The following is a 14,329-nucleotide window of genomic DNA, read 5'->3' as shown; positions in this document are numbered from 1 at the left end:
CCCCGCCGCGTATGCGGCGGGGTCGTGTCCGGTGCGGCACGGCTGGGATCAGGGCGTCGTGTTGTGCAGGACCTGCCCCTGGTAGCGCCCGGTCAGCGTGTTGAGGAAGGCCACGATATCGGCCACGTCCTGATCGGAGATGTCGTGATCCGGTGTCTGGTAGCGCGCCATCTTGCGCACGGCTTCATCCAGCGTCCGGACGCTGCCGTCATGGAAATACGGTGCGGTCAGGGCGATGTTGCGCAGGTTGGGGACCTTGAAGCGTTCCATGTCCGCCGGGTTGTGCGTGACCGTGAAACGTCCCTTGTCCGCATCGGTCAGGGGGCCCCCACGGGCCGCGAAGTAATCGCCCTCCAGCCCCATGGGCTCGAATGCCTGTCCGCCCATGGAAACGCCGGTATGGCAGCCCGAGCAGCCAATCTCCTTGAACAGCCTGTAGCCGTGCTTTTCCTGTGTGTTCAGGGCCGCGTCATCGCCCTTCAGATACTGGTCGAAGCGGCTGTCGGGCGTGATCAGCGTCTTTTCATATTCCGCGATCGCATCGGTGATCGTGCTCTCGTCGATCGCGTCGCTGCCGAAGGCTGCCTGGAAATCCGTAACATAGGACGGATCATCACGCAGGTGGGCGGCCACGTCCGGCCAGTCGTGCGAGCCCATTTCCACCGGGTTCATGACCGGGCCTGCCGCCTGCTGGGCCAGCGTCGCGGCACGACCGTTCCAGAACTGGCTTTTGTTGAACACCGCGTCGAACACGGTCGGCACGTTGATCGGCCCTTTGCGGCCATAGATGCCGGTTGCCGTGACCAGCCCGTCCACACCGCCATGCTGCAGGCTGTGGCAGCTTGCGCAACTGGACTGTCCATCACCCGACAGGCGTTTATCAAAGAACAGGCGCTGGCCCAGTGCTACCTTGGGTGCGTCCACCGGCACGGATTCGGGTATCGGCTGCACGGGTTCGGCCGCGAAGCGTTCCGCCACCCCCGTCGTGGCGTAATGCTGGCGACGCTCCTGCGCGATCCATGCCAGCATGCTTTCACGCTGGGCGGCGGACAGATGGGCATGCCAGTGCATGAGCAGGTACAGCGTGGGCGGCATACGGTTCTGGTTGATCACTTCCTCGATGCGGGCCAGCGGTTCCTCATCGGGCACGCCGCCATTCTGCAGGGCGGTAATGACCGGTTCCACGCGGAAATGCTTCAGCCCTTCCGCGCGGTCGCGACTCATGAGCGTATTGGCCACGGGCAGGCTGAAATAGAAGGGCAGGCCGACATTCGCCGCATGGCAGTAGTCGCAACGTGCCTCACGCACCACGTTCAGGGCCGCGGTGGAGACGGCATCCACGCCCGATGCCGCCGACGCGGGCGCCGTGGCGTGATCAAAATGCGCAAGATAGGCGACCGTCCCGCCATATGCCACGCAACCTGCGGCCATTATCCCCAGAACCGCCTTCCTGACCGACATGCCAAATCCCTTTCCCTTGGATGAAAGTGGTTTTGGCCGATTCAGGAATTATTTGTCAAAATAATCGTTTAAATGGAAACGATCAGATATTTCGATCATCTGCACCAACACCGCCTTCGGCCTGCGCCTTCATGGCCTGGCGGACACGCTCACGCGCCACGTTGACGTAAATGGTGTCCAGATCGATCCCGATACCCTGCCCCCCCTCCCGCACGGCGGCGACCAGCGTGGTGCCCGTACCCATGAACGGGTCCAGCACCACTGGCGCGCTCTTGCCATGCAGGCGGATGCACATCTGCGGCAGCAGCACGGGAAACGTGCCGGGGTGGTGGAATTTCTGCGCCCTGCCCTGCACGGTCTCATACGGGATGAACCATGTATCCCCCCGGCAGCGCCGGTCTTGGCGGTGGCCGCGCCGAACGATGTTGGACTTGTCCTTGTACGGCACGCCGATATCGAGCCGGTTCAACCCGACCTCGCCCCTGTGGGTCAGGTGGAACAGGTGTTCATGATTGCGGTTGAGATAGCGGTGACTGTTGACCGGCTTGAAATGCCCATGCGTGTCCGCCCCGACCGAGATCGACTTGACCCATGATATATGGTTCTGCAGCACGAACAGGTCACGCAGCCGCACCATGAGTTCGAACGGCAGCCATGGCTGGGCGGAAGACCCCGCCACATTGAGGAAGAATGACCCGTCCGGCCGCATGACGCGACGCACCTCGGCCGCTACCTGCACCATCCAGTCCAGATAGCCTTCCTCCTCCAGCCGGTCGCGGTAGGTGCGGTATTTCAGGCCGATATTGTAGGGCGGCGAGGTCACGATCACATCCACGCTGGCCGCCTCCATGCGACGCATGGCGCGCACGCAGTCACCACGGACCAGCAGGTGGGGGCCTTCGGTGTAACGGACCGTCCGCGGCGGGCGGGGTATCGGTACGGAAGCCTGCGCCGCGCGGGGTCGCCCTGTCATGATATCCTTGCGCTCTTTACTCCGCCCCGGGCGGATCTGATGTGACCGGAGCGGTCTTTGCGTGCCTGAGTTTGCTGCGGGGCACCAGTACGATCATCTGCCCGCCGGAATGCAGGTTGCCTGCGGCCTGGGCAGCCTCCGGCCCCCAGCCCATGTACAGGTCGGCGCGATCGGGTCCCTTGATGTCGGTGCCCAGATCCTGCGCGAAATCAAGCCTCTGCCATGTTGCGGGATGCCCGTCCAGCTGGACCTGCGCCTGCACCCATACCGGGCTTCCCAGCGGGATGTAGCTGCGGTCCACCGCCACGGAGCGCCCCGGTGTCAGCGGCACGCCCAGCGCGCCCGGCGCGCCGCTCCGGGTATCACCTTCCTCCAGTTCCCGGAAGAAGACGTAGTTGGGATTCTGCTCCATCATGTCGCGCGCCTGGTCGGGATTGGCTTCAAGCCAGCCACGGATGGAGGCCATGGACACATCATCAGCCTCCAGCAGCCCCTGCGCCACCATTACCCGGCCCAGCGGTATGTAAGGCTGGCCATTAAGCCCATCGAAGCCAAGGCGGATGACCTTGTCATCGGGCAGACGTACGCGACCTGCCCCCTGAATCTGCAGGAAGAACAGATCCACCGGGTCGGCCAGCCACAACAGCTCCAGCTTCTGGTGCGCAAGCCTGCCCTGGTCGATCTCGGCACGGGTCCAGTAGGGCACGACCTGCCCGTCCTGCCTGCGGCCCGTCACGACATTGCCCTTCGCGTCACGCTCGCGCACCAGATCGGGAGGGCGACGGTAGACCGGGGTCTGGTATATGCCGCCCCGGCGCAGGGAACCCCTGATTTCAGGCTCGTAATACCCGGTGAACAGCATGCCATCCGCACGCCTGCCCGCAGGCATGGCATAGGGTACGAACCACTGCTCGAAAAATGCCCGTGCCGCGGCACGGTTCCCGACGGGTACGTCACGCGCCGCCGTGCAGGCCGCCTGCCAGTCCCCGACCACATGGCCGGGATGCGATGTGGCGTCTCCCCCTAGGCTGCTGTCGGCGGGCAGGCTAGTGATCTTGTGGCAGTCCTGCAGGAAGACGGGCAGCGCATCTTCCAGCGCATCTTCCTGCCAGCCGGGCAGCGAACGGAACGGAACATGGTGTGCCCGCGCGTGGGCGGCCCGTGGCGGCCCGCCCGTATTGGGTGATTCCATGTGGCAGCCACACAGGGCAATAACGGCGCACAATGGCGCAACACGCTTGGACAGTTTCATACACACAGACTGAACATGGGTTTATCGACAAATTATGGCAGGCAGGCCTATGCGCTGCGGCTGGCACCCAGTCGCCAGCCGGCACCGGGCGCGCTAACGCCCAGAATCCGCTCGAACGTCCACAGATCGGAAAATTCGGTCACGGCGTCCACGCCTGCCACGGGCTGGCCATTGCCGTCCACCGTCAGGCTGACCTGATCTGACACGATGCGTACCTCGATGCGGGCAATCGGGTTCGGGCCTTCCGTCTCGTCCACTTCCGCGCCGATGATGGCGATGTCGGTAATGTCACGGATTTCGCTGCGCAGGACTTCCCCCGCCTGCTGGCGGGACTGGATCGCGGCCTCGAACGCGCCAAAGGTGGCTGCCGTCAGCCGCTCGCGCAGGACATTGAGATCACCTGCCGCATAGGCGCCCACGATCTGGCGGAAGGCGGTTTCCGTTCCCCTGGCGAATTCCTGTGGCGTAAATCCCGGCTGCAGGCTGGCGATCTGGGCCAGTACGCCGCCCACGCGCGTATCGGGCGCGGGGATGTCATAGGTGATGGCGGGCGGCGGGGGTTCGGCGGCTTTCTCCACCACCGGCTGGGCCTGGGGCTGGGGCGCCATGGGGCGCACCGCCGGTTCGGCCCCGACCCTGCGGCCGAGAATGCTGCGCAGGCGCAGAACGAGGAATACAGCCACCAGCCCCAGAACAACAAGATCCAGCGGAAAATGACCAGAGATAAAATTCATGCCGCGCGTCCATAACGGCAGGCGGGCGCCCTGCCAGAAATTACCCTGCGCCACAACATAGGCAACGCCCTGTGCCAGCACAATGCACAAGCGCCGTTAAAATTCCGGCAGGCGCTATGGCCATCGCCCGCATACCCATGCTACGGCCAGAGGATACGGTGTTCATTTCTTTTTTCCACATATTCTCTGGGAAATACAGACAAGCATGTCCGACACGACTCAGCCGCCCACCCCTGAAAACGGCCAGAGCGCACCCCCCGCGCTCCCGCTGGCAATCAACCTGCAGTATATCAAGGACCTCTCGTTCGAAGTGCCCGCCGGTGCGGAAATCTTCGCGACCCTGCGCACCAACCCGCAGATCTCGGTCAACATTGACGTGCAGGCCAACCGCCTGGAGCAGGAACAGCCGGTGTTCGAGGTGATCCTGACCGTAAAGGCCGAAGCCAGCGAACCCCCGCAGCAGGAAGGTGGCCCCGCTGGCCGCCCGGTCTTCATTGCCGAACTGTCCTATGCCGCGATCGCGACGCTGAACAACCCGCCCGCCGAGCTGATCGAGCCGATCCTGCTGGTGGAAGTGCCGCGCCTGATCTTCCCCTACGTACGCAACATCCTGAGCGAAGTGACGCGCGATGGTGGTTTCCCGCCCGTGGTGCTGCAGCCGATCGACTTCGTGGCGCTGTGGCAGGCCAAGCGCAACTCGTTCGACCAGACGCCGGGCCACGCCTGAGCCGTCGGGACCGCACGCACTGACACGGAAGGCCGGGGGCACTCGCTCCCGGCTTTTTTCATGCCTGCGGGCTTTCATGTCCGGAACATTTGTAACTGGAACATTCGCAGGCGGGACCACGCGCCCGCCTGGGCTCAACCGGATGCCGGGCGGCCAAGGCTGGCCAGCATGGCGTCCTGTTCCGGTCGGGCCGCGACCCGCATGGCGCGCCAGCGCGGCCCGTCCGCCAGCGCCGCCGCAATGCCCGCCGACATGGCAATGGCGTCCACACGCGCCAGCGTATCCGCCACGACCGGGGTCAGGGCCGCCATGAAGGCTTCCGCCGTGCGGGTGGAATAGAACATGACCCCCCTCACCTGCTCCGCCAAAAGCGCGGTGACTGCGGCATCGGGCAGCCCGCGCACGGCCTCGACCGCATAGACACATCGCCGCGTTACCCGCAAACCGGCCCCGCGCAGTTCATCCGCCATGTCACGCCCATAGCCGCGCCCGACCGCCAGCAGCAGCCTGCTGCCCGCCGGACATGCCTCACGCAGCATATCCACCAGATCCGCTGCCGTGCCGGATGCGGTGATGACATGGACAAACCCCGCCGCCCGCGCCCGGCGCGCCGTGGCCTGCCCCACTACGTAGCACGGACAGGCATGCAGCCGCGGATCATCCAGCGCCGCGATGGCCTGCCCGCTGGTCAGCACGACCGCATCGGGCTGGCGGCCTACAGACGCCAGGCCCAGCGGGATAACCTCCAGCATCGGGGCCGCGATGGGCCGCCACCCCAGCGCCGCCACCGCCGCCATGGTGGGGGCAAGGCCGGGCGGGGGCCGGGTAATGATCACCCCGTCACGCATGGGCAGGGAAAAGCGGCTTATGCCTCTTCAACAAAGATGTCGGCCGGGCTGTCGGCCCGCAGGCTGCGACCAAGATCACGCCCGAGACGCGCCGCATCCGCTGGCGCGCCGCTTATGGAACGCCTGAGCAGGAACGACCCGTCCTCCCGCGCGACAAGGCCGGTCAGGTGTAGTTCGGGCGCGCCACCGGCCACAACCGGAATCAGCCGTGCGTAACCGCCAATGGGGGTGCGGCACGAACCATCCAGTTCCGCCAGCAGCGCGCGCTCGGCCGTGGCAACGGCGCGGGCTTCGTAATCCTCGATGGCGGAAAGCAGTTCGCGCAGTTCCACATCGCTTTCACGCACGGTCACGCCCACGATGCCCTGCCCCGCGGCAGGCACCATGATGGTGGGGTCAAGGATCACGTCGGCGCGGTCCTCCATGCCCAGGCGGCGCAGGCCGGCATAGGCCAGCAGGGTCGCATCGCACTGGCGCGCGGCCAGCTTGTCCAGCCGGGTCTGCACGTTGCCGCGCAGCAGGCCGAATTTCAGATCCGGGCGCACGTGCAGCATCTGCGCCTGACGGCGGACGGAGGCACACCCAACCAGCGCGCCCCGCGGCAGCACGGCATACGGGTCCGCCGGGTCGGGCTCCCCGCAGCCGGGGCCGAGGATGAGCACATCGCGCGCATCCTCGCGCTTGAGCGTGCAGGCCAGCACCAGCCCCGGTGGCAGCGTGGTTTCCAGATCCTTCAGGCTGTGCACGGCAAAATCGATCCGCCCGTCCAGCAGGGCTTCGTGAATTTCCTTGGCGAACAGGCCCTTGCCACCAATTTCCGCCAGCTTGCGGTTCTGGACCTGATCACCCGTCGTGCTGATCTGGTGTTCCTGGAACGCCCCCATGTCGCGCAGCACGGGACAGAAACGGGTCAGCACCGTAAGGAACGCCCGTGTCTGCACCAGTGCCAGCGGAGAGGCACGCGTTCCGACCTTCAGCGGCAGCTGCCGCCGGTGGGGTTCGGGATGTGTGGCTTCCTTTCGCTGGCGGGCAGCAGCCTCGGCCGCGACTTTCTGTAGCGCGGACGATGGAAACGGGGCGGATGGCTTTGCGGACTCCATACCGCGTGTCTATTACCGCACCGCGATAAAGGAAAGATGACATTCGGCACACCCGGATTGTAAATTACACCATGCCCGACACCGAACAGACATATCCCGATCTGCCAACTCCCGTTATGGCCATTGAATCTTCGTGCGATGATACCGCCTGCGCCATCGTGCGCGCGGATGGCGCGATACTGGCAGAAACGACATTATCGCAATCCGGCCATGTGCCATTTGGCGGGGTCGTGCCCGAAATCGCGGCCCGCGCCCATCTTGCCGCCCTGCCCGCACTGGTGGCCGACACGCTGGCCAGGGCGGACATGCGCGCCCATGAACTGGGGGCGATTGCCGCAAGCTGCGGGCCGGGGCTGATTGGCGGCCTGATCGTGGGGGCGGACATGGGCAAAGGCATGGCCATAGCGCTGGACCGCCCCTTCATTGCCGTGAACCATATCGAGGCCCATGCCCTGACCGCCCGCCTGCCCGGCGTGGCGGATAACGGTGCGCCCTTTCCCTACCTGCTGCTGCTGGTCTCGGGCGGGCACTGCCAGTGCATCGCGGTGGAAGGCGTGGGCCATTACCGCAGGCTGGGCGGCACGATTGACGACGCGGCGGGGGAAGCGTTTGACAAGGTGGCCAAGATGCTCGGCCTGGGCTGGCCCGGCGGCCCGGCGGTGGAACAGCTTGCGCGGGAGGGTGATCCGCATGCCATTGCCCTGCCCCGCCCGCTGATGGGCAGGGCGGGATGCGATTTTTCCTTCTCCGGCCTGAAAACCGCCGTGGCGCAGAAACTGCCCGCCGAAGTGCGCACCGCCCTGCCCCGCCAGCTTGCCGCCGATATTGCCGCAGGATTCCAGCAGGCGGTGAGCGACATCGTGATCGACCGCCTGGGCCACGCACTGGACATGATGGAACGCCCCACCACGCTGGTGGTGGCGGGGGGTGTCGCGGCCAATGGCGTGCTGCGGGCGCGCCTGCGGGAATTCGCGCAGGCACACGGCCTGCCCTTTGCCGCGCCGCCCCTGCGCCTGTGCACGGACAATGCCGTGATGGTGGCGTGGGCCGCGATCGAGACGATGCGCGCGCGCCGCGAAGCGGGCCTGCCCATACCTGATGACATTGCCATGCGCCCGCGCCCGCGCTGGCCACTGACCGACATGGCGCAGCGGATGACGGCGGACGGCGGAACGCAGGCGTAACAGTACGTGGCCGGCGGAACGGTGCGGGGCCCGCGGCCCTTGCACGGCAACCCCGACAGGCCCATTGCGCTTAGATACATACCACAATACCGGATACGGCACATGACCGGCGGAGAAAGATAAACGGATGACCCACACCGCACGGATTGCCGTGATCGGCGCAGGCGCATGGGGTACGGCACTGGCCCTGCAGGCCGCGCGCGCGGGGGCCGAGGTCTGCCTGTGGGCACGGGACGCCACCACCATGTCCGCGGGGCGGGTCATGCCCCGCCTGCCGGGCTATGCACTGCCCGACACCATTACCGTCACCAGCACCCTGCCGCGTCAGGCCGACCTGATCCTGCTGGCCTGCCCCACCCAGCACCTGCGGGCCACGGCACGCGCCGTGCCGCCCTGCGCGCCACTGATCGCGTGCTGCAAGGGGATCGAGCAGGCCACCGGCCTCATGCCCCTGCAGGTCATGGCCGAACTGTTCCCCCACAGCGTGCTGGGCGTGCTGTCCGGCCCGAACTTCGCGCATGAAGTGGCGGCCGGCCTGCCCACAGCCGCCGTGCTGGCCGGTGCGGAGCGCGCACAGGCCCGCAGGCTGGCGGACATGCTGACCACCCCCGCCTTCCGCCTGTATGCAAGCGATGACCCGACCGGGGTACAGATCGGGGGTGCTGCCAAGAACGTGGTGGCCATAGCCGCGGGTGCGGCCATGGGCGCCAGGCTGGGGGAAAACGCGCGCGCCGCCCTGATCACCCGCAGCATCGCCGAACTGGGGCGCCTGTCCCTTGCGCTGGGCGGGCGGCCGGAAACCCTGTCCGGCCTTGCGGGAATCGGGGACCTGCTGCTGACCTGCACCGGCCTTGCCTCACGCAATTACCGACTGGGACTGGCCGTTGGCAAAGGTACCCCCGCGCAGGAAGCCGCCGACACGCTGGAAGGGGTTGCCGAAGGCATGGCCACCGCCCCCGCACTCCACCAGCTTGCCCTGCGCCATGGGGTGAACGCACCGGTCATCGCCACCGTATCCAGCCTGCTGGCGGGTACGATCACCATGCCCGAAGCCAGCCGGCAACTGCTGGCCCGCCCGGTGGGGCATGAATTTGCGTGACGGCCCGGCCCCTCACATTCCACATCTGCAAACAGGCGGCTTGACCCCCGGCATTACAGCCTGCAATCTGGTCATTCCGGCACGCATACGAGACCGAGCATTTCCATGACCACAATTTACGATTTCATCCTGCCTGCCCTCCATGGACCCGACATTGACATGTCCAGATTGCGGGGCAAGCCGATCCTTATTGTCAACACCGCCTCCAAATGCGGGTTTACGCCGCAATATGAAGGACTGCAGAACCTGTGGACCACCTGGCGCGGCCATGATCTCATGGTCATTGGCGTGCCCTCGAACGATTTTGGCGCGCAGGAGCCGGGCACGGCGGACCAGATCGCCACCTTCTGCCAGCGCAATTACAACGTCACCTTCCCGCTTGCGGCCCGGAGCCACGTCAGGGGCCCGCAGGCAATTCCGCTGTTCCGCTGGCTGGCACGCGAGGGCGGGTTCCTGTCACTGCCGCGCTGGAATTTCTACAAATACCTGATCGGGCGTGACGGGCAGTTGGTCAACTGGTTCACCTCCATCACCTCACCCGAATCACGGCGGGTACGCATGGCGGTCGAACGCGCGGTGATGGACCACTGATGGCAAGCACCCCCCGCGTGCCATGCTGAAGGGTTTCCTGACCGTAAGCGGCTGGACCATGATCAGCCGCCTGCTGGGGCTGGTGCGCGACCAGCTTCTGGCGGCACTCCTGGGCACGGGGGTGGCGCAGGATGCGTACCAGATCGCCTTCCGCCTGCCCAACATGTTCCGTCGCCTGTTTGGCGAGGGCGCGCTCAACGCCGCCTTCGTGCCCCTGTTCTCCAGCCTGCTGGAGCGCGAGGGCCACGATACCGCCCGGCGCTTCGCCAGCGAGACGATGAGCGTGCTGCTGTCATGGCTGCTGGTGCTGACCGTGCTGGGCGAGATCTTCATGCCCGGCGTGCTGCGGCTGATAGCACCCGGCTTCACGCACGGGGGCGTGCGCGATTCGCTGGCCATATCGCTCAGCCGCATCACATTCCCCTACCTGCTCATGATCTGCGGGGCGGCACTGGTATCCGGCGTGCTGAACGGCATGCACCATTTTGGCGTGGCGGCGGCGGCCTATGTCAGCTTCAACGTGGTGGGAATTGCGGCCATACTTTTGCTGCCTCCCTTTACGGGCGATGTGGCGCACGCGGCCGCGTGGGGGGTAAGTGCCTCGGGCGTGATCCAGTTCGGCATCCTGCTCTACGCCGCGCGGCGGGCGGGCATGCGCCTGCGGCTGGTGGTACCATGGATCACGCCACAGATCCGCACCCTGCTGGCCCGCATGGGCGTGGGGCTGGTGGGCAGCGGCATTACCCAGATCAACTTCCTGGTCGATACCATCATCGCCACCCTGCTGCCCGAAGGCAGCGTATCGCTCATGTATTTTGCCGACCGGGTGAACCAGCTGCCGCTGGGCGTGCTGGGGGCGGCGGCGGGCACCACCCTGCTGCCGGTGCTGACCCGCCACCTGGCGGCAGGCGACACGGCGGGGGCCCACACCACGCAGAACCGGGCCATATCCTACGCCCTGATCCTGACGCTGCCAGCGGCAGCGGGGCTGCTGGTGGTGGCCGCCCCGGTCATGATGGCGCTGTTCGGACACGGGCAGTTCACGGCGCATGACGCGGTGCTGGCGGCCCAGTCGCTGCGGGCCTATGCGGTGGGGCTACCCGCCTTCGTGCTGGTCAAGGTGCTCTCGCCCGGCTTCTTTGCGCGTGGCGACACCCGCACGCCGGTGCTGGTGGGAATGGGCACGCTCTTGCTGAATTTCGTGCTGAACATAAGCTTCATGCACTGGCTGGCGCATATCGGCCCGCCACTGGCCAGCAGTCTTGCCGCCATGGTCAATGCGGGCGCGCTGGCATGGCTACTGGTGCGGCGCGGGGCGCTGGTGCCCGATGCGGGGCTGATCCGCCAGCTTGCGGGCATGGTGGCCTGCGCGGGCCTGATGGCCGCAGGGCTGGTTCTGCTGGGCCATACCCCGCTGGGGGGGGCGATGGACGCCGGTGCGGTCATGCGGCTGGTGGATGTGGGCGTACTCATTGCCCTGGGTATCGGCCTTTATCTGGGTGCGCTGCATGTGCTGGGCGTGGCCGATGTGGGGCAGGCAGCCGGCGCGATCCGGCGGCGGCTGGGGCGGGGCCGGTCCGCATAGGTCACGACCCGCCCCGTCATGGCCAGCCCCCTTCCGGCCAGTCCCCACTGGTGAATCCCCGCTGGTGAATCCCCACTGGCGAATCCCCCACCCCACCGCTAGACAACGGGGATGACATTCCCATCCCCCGAAGGCGCCACCCCCGCCATGGCGCAGTGGTTTGCGCTCAAGGCCGAACATCCCGATGCCCTGCTGTTCTTCAGGATGGGGGATTTCTACGAACTGTTCTTCAATGATGCCGAAGCCGCCGCGGCCGCCCTCGACATATCGCTGACCGCGCGCGGCACCCATGGTGGCGAGCCCATCGCCATGTGCGGCGTGCCGGTGCATGCGGCGCAGGCCTATCTGGCGCGGCTGATCCGGCGCGGTTTCCGGGTGGCGGTGGCCGAACAGACCGAGCAGCCGCGCAAGGGACGCCCCGCCTCCAAGGGACCGCTGCGGCGCGCGGTCGTGCGCCTGATCACGCCGGGCACCCTGACCGAGGACGAACTGCTCGAAGCCGGGCGGCAGAACCTGCTGGCCGCCATCATCTGCCCCACGGGGCGCGAAGGGGGCACGCCGGGGCTGGCGTGGATCGACATCTCCACCGGGCTGTTCGAGACCACGACGCTACCCGCAACCGGCCTGCACGACCTGCTTGGCCGGCTGGACCCGGCGGAAATCCTGTGCGCCGACAATGTGGATCTGGGCGATTTCGCCCCGCGCCGCACCCCCGTCGTGCCACCCCCCAGCGTGGAGGCCGCGCGGGCGCGCATGGCCGAGACCTTTGGCGTGGCCAGTCCTGATGCCTTCGGCACCTTCAGCGATACGGAGGCACTGGCCGCAGCCTGCGCCATCGACTACATCCGCCGCAGCCAGGCAGGCCAGCTTCCCCGCCTGTCGCACCCCCGCCCCGGCGACAGCCAGGACGTGCTGGGCCTGGACCCCGCAACCCGCGCGAGCCTGGACCTGCTGCGCACGCGTGACGGCACGACGGAACACACCCTGTTCGCCGCCGTAAGCCGCACCGTGACCGCCGCCGGCAGCCGCATGCTGGCAGACTGGATCGCAGCGCCGCTGACCGACCCCGCCCGCATTGCACGCCGGCAGGCGGGGTGGACATGGCTGCTGGACAGGCCCGGCCTGCGCGATGACCTGCGCACGACCCTGCGCGCCGCCCCCGACATGGCGCGCGCGCTGGGGCGGCTGTCACTGGGGCGCGGGCAGCCGCGTGATGCCGTGGCCATCCGGCTGGCGCTGGAAGTCGCGCGCGAGACCCGGCGCATACTGAACACGCAGACGGAATTGTGCCCCATCATGGCGGGTGCGATGGGCCATCTTGACCGCGCCCATGAACTCGAAGCCCTGCTGGGCCGGGCGCTGAGCGAGAACCCGCCCGCGCGCATGGATGATGGCGGCATCATCGCCAGTGGTTTTGACACCGAACTCGACGCCCAGCGCGAACTGCGCGACGGCAGCAGGCGGGTGATCGCGGGCCTGCAGCAGGAATATGCCGAAAGCCTTGGCGTCTCCAGCCTCAAGATCCGCCATCATGCCCAGCTCGGCTACGTGATCGAGGTCCCTGCCGCCGCCAGCGCACGCCTGCGCGGGCGTGATGACCTGATCATGCGGCAGGGCACCGCCAGCGCCAGCCGCTTTTCAACCGAACGGCTGATCGACCTTGACCGGCAGATTGCCCAGGCCGCCGAGAACGCGGCCCTGCGCGAGCGGCACCTGTTCACACAGGTCGTGTGCCATATCCTTGATGAAACCGCGCTGCCGGACATGGCGGATGCCCTTGCGTGCATCGACATCATGCAGTCCTGCGCGCTGCTGGCCGGGGGTGGTACGTGGTGCTGCCCCACCGTGGTCGATGACACGTCCTTCATCATCCGCGCCGGTCGCCACCCGGTGGTTGAAGCGGCATTGCCGCGTAACGCCCGCTTCACCCCCAATGACTGTGATCTGGAACCCGACCACCGCATCATGCTGCTGACGGGGCCGAACATGGCGGGCAAGTCCACCTTCCTGCGGCAGACGGCACTGGCCGTGATCCTGGCGCAGGCGGGGCTGCCGGTCGCGGCCGTGTCCATGCGCATCGGGGTGGTGGACCGCCTGTTCTCACGCGTGGGGGCGGCGGACGATCTGGCGCGCGGGCGCTCGACCTTCATGGTGGAAATGACCGAGACGGCGGCCATCCTGAATCAGGCAGGTCCGCGTTCGCTGGTGGTGGTGGACGAGATCGGGCGTGGCACCTCCACGCTGGATGGGCTGGCCATTGCCTGGGCGGTGCTGGAAACGCTGCATTCCACCCTGCGCTGCCGGGCCATCTTCGCCACGCATTTCCATGAACTGGCCGAACTGTCGGACAGCATGCCCCGCCTGTCCCCCCACACCATGAGCGTGCGGGAATGGAAGGGGCAGGTGATCTTCCAGCATGAGGTCGTGCCCGGTTCCGCCCGGCGCAGCTGGGGCGTGCACGTCGCCCGTCTGGCCGGCGTGCCGGAGCCGGTGGTGCGCCGTGCGGGCCGCCTGCTGTCCATGCTGGAAAAGGAACGGGGCAGGCAGGCCCCGCCCCTGCCGCTGTTTGACCGCCACCCCCCCGAAGCGGAGGCGGAGCCCCCACCCCCCACCATGCCGCCTGCCGCCCATGCGCTGCTGGAGGAACTGGATCCTGCTGCGCTCAGCCCACGCACGGCGCTGGAAATGCTGTATAAACTCAAAAAACTGATGAAAGCCTGACACGGCTCTGGACCTGAACCCATGAAGGGCTGCACACTCGCCATCCCCTTGCCA

General features: G+C 66.9%; 12 protein-coding genes. 6 read left to right on the top strand and 6 right to left on the bottom strand.

Annotated elements, in window-relative coordinates:
* Positions 1 to 48 precede the first annotated feature (48 nt).
* The 4 genes from LDL32_RS15400 to LDL32_RS15385 all read right to left on the bottom strand — a co-directional run bounded on the left by LDL32_RS15400 (position 49) and on the right by LDL32_RS15385 (position 4,420).
* A complete protein-coding gene (locus LDL32_RS15400; protein ID WP_233068312.1) occupies positions 49 to 1,461 on the bottom strand; it encodes a cytochrome-c peroxidase in 1,413 nt (470 codons plus the stop codon).
* Positions 1,462 to 1,543: 82 nt separating this feature from the next.
* On the bottom strand, positions 1,544 to 2,434 hold the full coding sequence (locus LDL32_RS15395) for a site-specific DNA-methyltransferase (protein WP_233068311.1): 891 nt from the start codon (positions 2,432 to 2,434) through the stop codon (positions 1,544 to 1,546).
* A gap of 16 nt (positions 2,435 to 2,450) precedes the next feature.
* On the bottom strand, positions 2,451 to 3,686 hold the full coding sequence (locus LDL32_RS15390; protein ID WP_233068310.1) for a murein transglycosylase A: 1,236 nt from the start codon (positions 3,684 to 3,686) through the stop codon (positions 2,451 to 2,453).
* Between the two features lie 47 nt (positions 3,687 to 3,733).
* Positions 3,734 to 4,420, bottom strand: coding sequence for a Tim44/TimA family putative adaptor protein (locus tag LDL32_RS15385; protein ID WP_233068993.1), 687 nt, complete (start codon positions 4,418 to 4,420; stop codon positions 3,734 to 3,736).
* Between the two features lie 205 nt (positions 4,421 to 4,625).
* On the opposite strand from LDL32_RS15385, the gene secB reads away from it, so the two are divergent.
* Positions 4,626 to 5,147, top strand: a complete 522-nt coding sequence (secB, locus tag LDL32_RS15380; RefSeq protein WP_233068308.1) for a protein-export chaperone SecB — start codon at positions 4,626 to 4,628, stop codon at positions 5,145 to 5,147.
* Between the two features lie 134 nt (positions 5,148 to 5,281).
* Here secB and LDL32_RS15375 read toward each other — a convergent pair whose 3' ends face one another.
* Both LDL32_RS15375 and hemC read right to left on the bottom strand, forming a co-directional pair.
* Positions 5,282 to 5,995, bottom strand: coding sequence for a uroporphyrinogen-III synthase (locus LDL32_RS15375; RefSeq protein ID WP_233068306.1), 714 nt, complete (start codon positions 5,993 to 5,995; stop codon positions 5,282 to 5,284).
* Between the two features lie 17 nt (positions 5,996 to 6,012).
* Positions 6,013 to 7,095 carry a hydroxymethylbilane synthase gene (gene hemC, locus LDL32_RS15370; RefSeq protein WP_233068304.1) on the bottom strand — a complete coding sequence of 361 codons (1,083 nt, stop codon included), beginning with the start codon at positions 7,093 to 7,095 and terminating at the stop codon, positions 6,013 to 6,015.
* Between the two features lie 71 nt (positions 7,096 to 7,166).
* Here hemC and tsaD point away from each other — a divergent pair, with 71 nt between their 5' ends.
* From tsaD to mutS, 5 genes are all read left to right on the top strand, one after another.
* On the top strand, positions 7,167 to 8,279 hold the full coding sequence (gene tsaD / locus LDL32_RS15365) for a tRNA (adenosine(37)-N6)-threonylcarbamoyltransferase complex transferase subunit TsaD (RefSeq protein ID WP_233068302.1): 1,113 nt from the start codon (positions 7,167 to 7,169) through the stop codon (positions 8,277 to 8,279).
* Between the two features lie 127 nt (positions 8,280 to 8,406).
* Positions 8,407 to 9,378 carry an NAD(P)H-dependent glycerol-3-phosphate dehydrogenase gene (locus tag LDL32_RS15360; RefSeq protein WP_233068300.1) on the top strand — a complete coding sequence of 324 codons (972 nt, stop codon included), beginning with the start codon at positions 8,407 to 8,409 and terminating at the stop codon, positions 9,376 to 9,378.
* A 105-nt stretch (positions 9,379 to 9,483) separates the two neighbouring features.
* Positions 9,484 to 9,969 carry a glutathione peroxidase gene (locus LDL32_RS15355; RefSeq protein ID WP_233068298.1) on the top strand — a complete coding sequence of 162 codons (486 nt, stop codon included), beginning with the start codon at positions 9,484 to 9,486 and terminating at the stop codon, positions 9,967 to 9,969.
* A 22-nt stretch (positions 9,970 to 9,991) separates the two neighbouring features.
* Positions 9,992 to 11,554, top strand: a complete 1,563-nt coding sequence (gene murJ, locus LDL32_RS15350) for a murein biosynthesis integral membrane protein MurJ (RefSeq protein WP_233068297.1) — start codon at positions 9,992 to 9,994, stop codon at positions 11,552 to 11,554.
* Positions 11,555 to 11,665: 111 nt separating this feature from the next.
* The gene (gene mutS, locus LDL32_RS15345; RefSeq protein WP_233068295.1) at positions 11,666 to 14,275 is read left to right on the top strand and encodes a DNA mismatch repair protein MutS; all 2,610 of its coding nucleotides are present in this window, start codon (positions 11,666 to 11,668) and stop codon (positions 14,273 to 14,275) included.
* Positions 14,276 to 14,329: the final 54 nt, after the last annotated feature.

This window comes from Komagataeibacter sp. FNDCF1 (assembly GCF_021295335.1).
Taxonomy (GTDB): Bacteria; Pseudomonadota; Alphaproteobacteria; order Acetobacterales; family Acetobacteraceae; genus Komagataeibacter.
This window is presented reverse-complemented; position numbering and strand designations above follow the sequence as displayed.

Bases quoted from the DNA above. Each gene is read 5' to 3' on its own strand.
- LDL32_RS15400 (WP_233068312.1), bottom strand. From the start codon at position 1,461: ATGTCGGTCAGGAAGGCGGTTCTGGGGATAATGGCCGCAGGTTGCGTG.
- LDL32_RS15395 (WP_233068311.1), bottom strand. From the start codon at position 2,434: ATGACAGGGCGACCCCGCGCGGCGCAGGCTTCCGTACCGATACCCCGC.
- LDL32_RS15390 (WP_233068310.1), bottom strand. From the start codon at position 3,686: ATGAAACTGTCCAAGCGTGTTGCGCCATTGTGCGCCGTTATTGCCCTG.
- LDL32_RS15385 (WP_233068993.1), bottom strand. From the start codon at position 4,420: ATGAATTTTATCTCTGGTCATTTTCCGCTGGATCTTGTTGTTCTGGGG.
- secB (WP_233068308.1), top strand. From the start codon at position 4,626: ATGTCCGACACGACTCAGCCGCCCACCCCTGAAAACGGCCAGAGCGCA.
- LDL32_RS15375 (WP_233068306.1), bottom strand. From the start codon at position 5,995: ATGCGTGACGGGGTGATCATTACCCGGCCCCCGCCCGGCCTTGCCCCC.
- hemC (WP_233068304.1), bottom strand. From the start codon at position 7,095: ATGGAGTCCGCAAAGCCATCCGCCCCGTTTCCATCGTCCGCGCTACAG.
- tsaD (WP_233068302.1), top strand. From the start codon at position 7,167: ATGCCCGACACCGAACAGACATATCCCGATCTGCCAACTCCCGTTATG.
- LDL32_RS15360 (WP_233068300.1), top strand. From the start codon at position 8,407: ATGACCCACACCGCACGGATTGCCGTGATCGGCGCAGGCGCATGGGGT.
- LDL32_RS15355 (WP_233068298.1), top strand. From the start codon at position 9,484: ATGACCACAATTTACGATTTCATCCTGCCTGCCCTCCATGGACCCGAC.
- murJ (WP_233068297.1), top strand. From the start codon at position 9,992: ATGCTGAAGGGTTTCCTGACCGTAAGCGGCTGGACCATGATCAGCCGC.
- mutS (WP_233068295.1), top strand. From the start codon at position 11,666: ATGACATTCCCATCCCCCGAAGGCGCCACCCCCGCCATGGCGCAGTGG.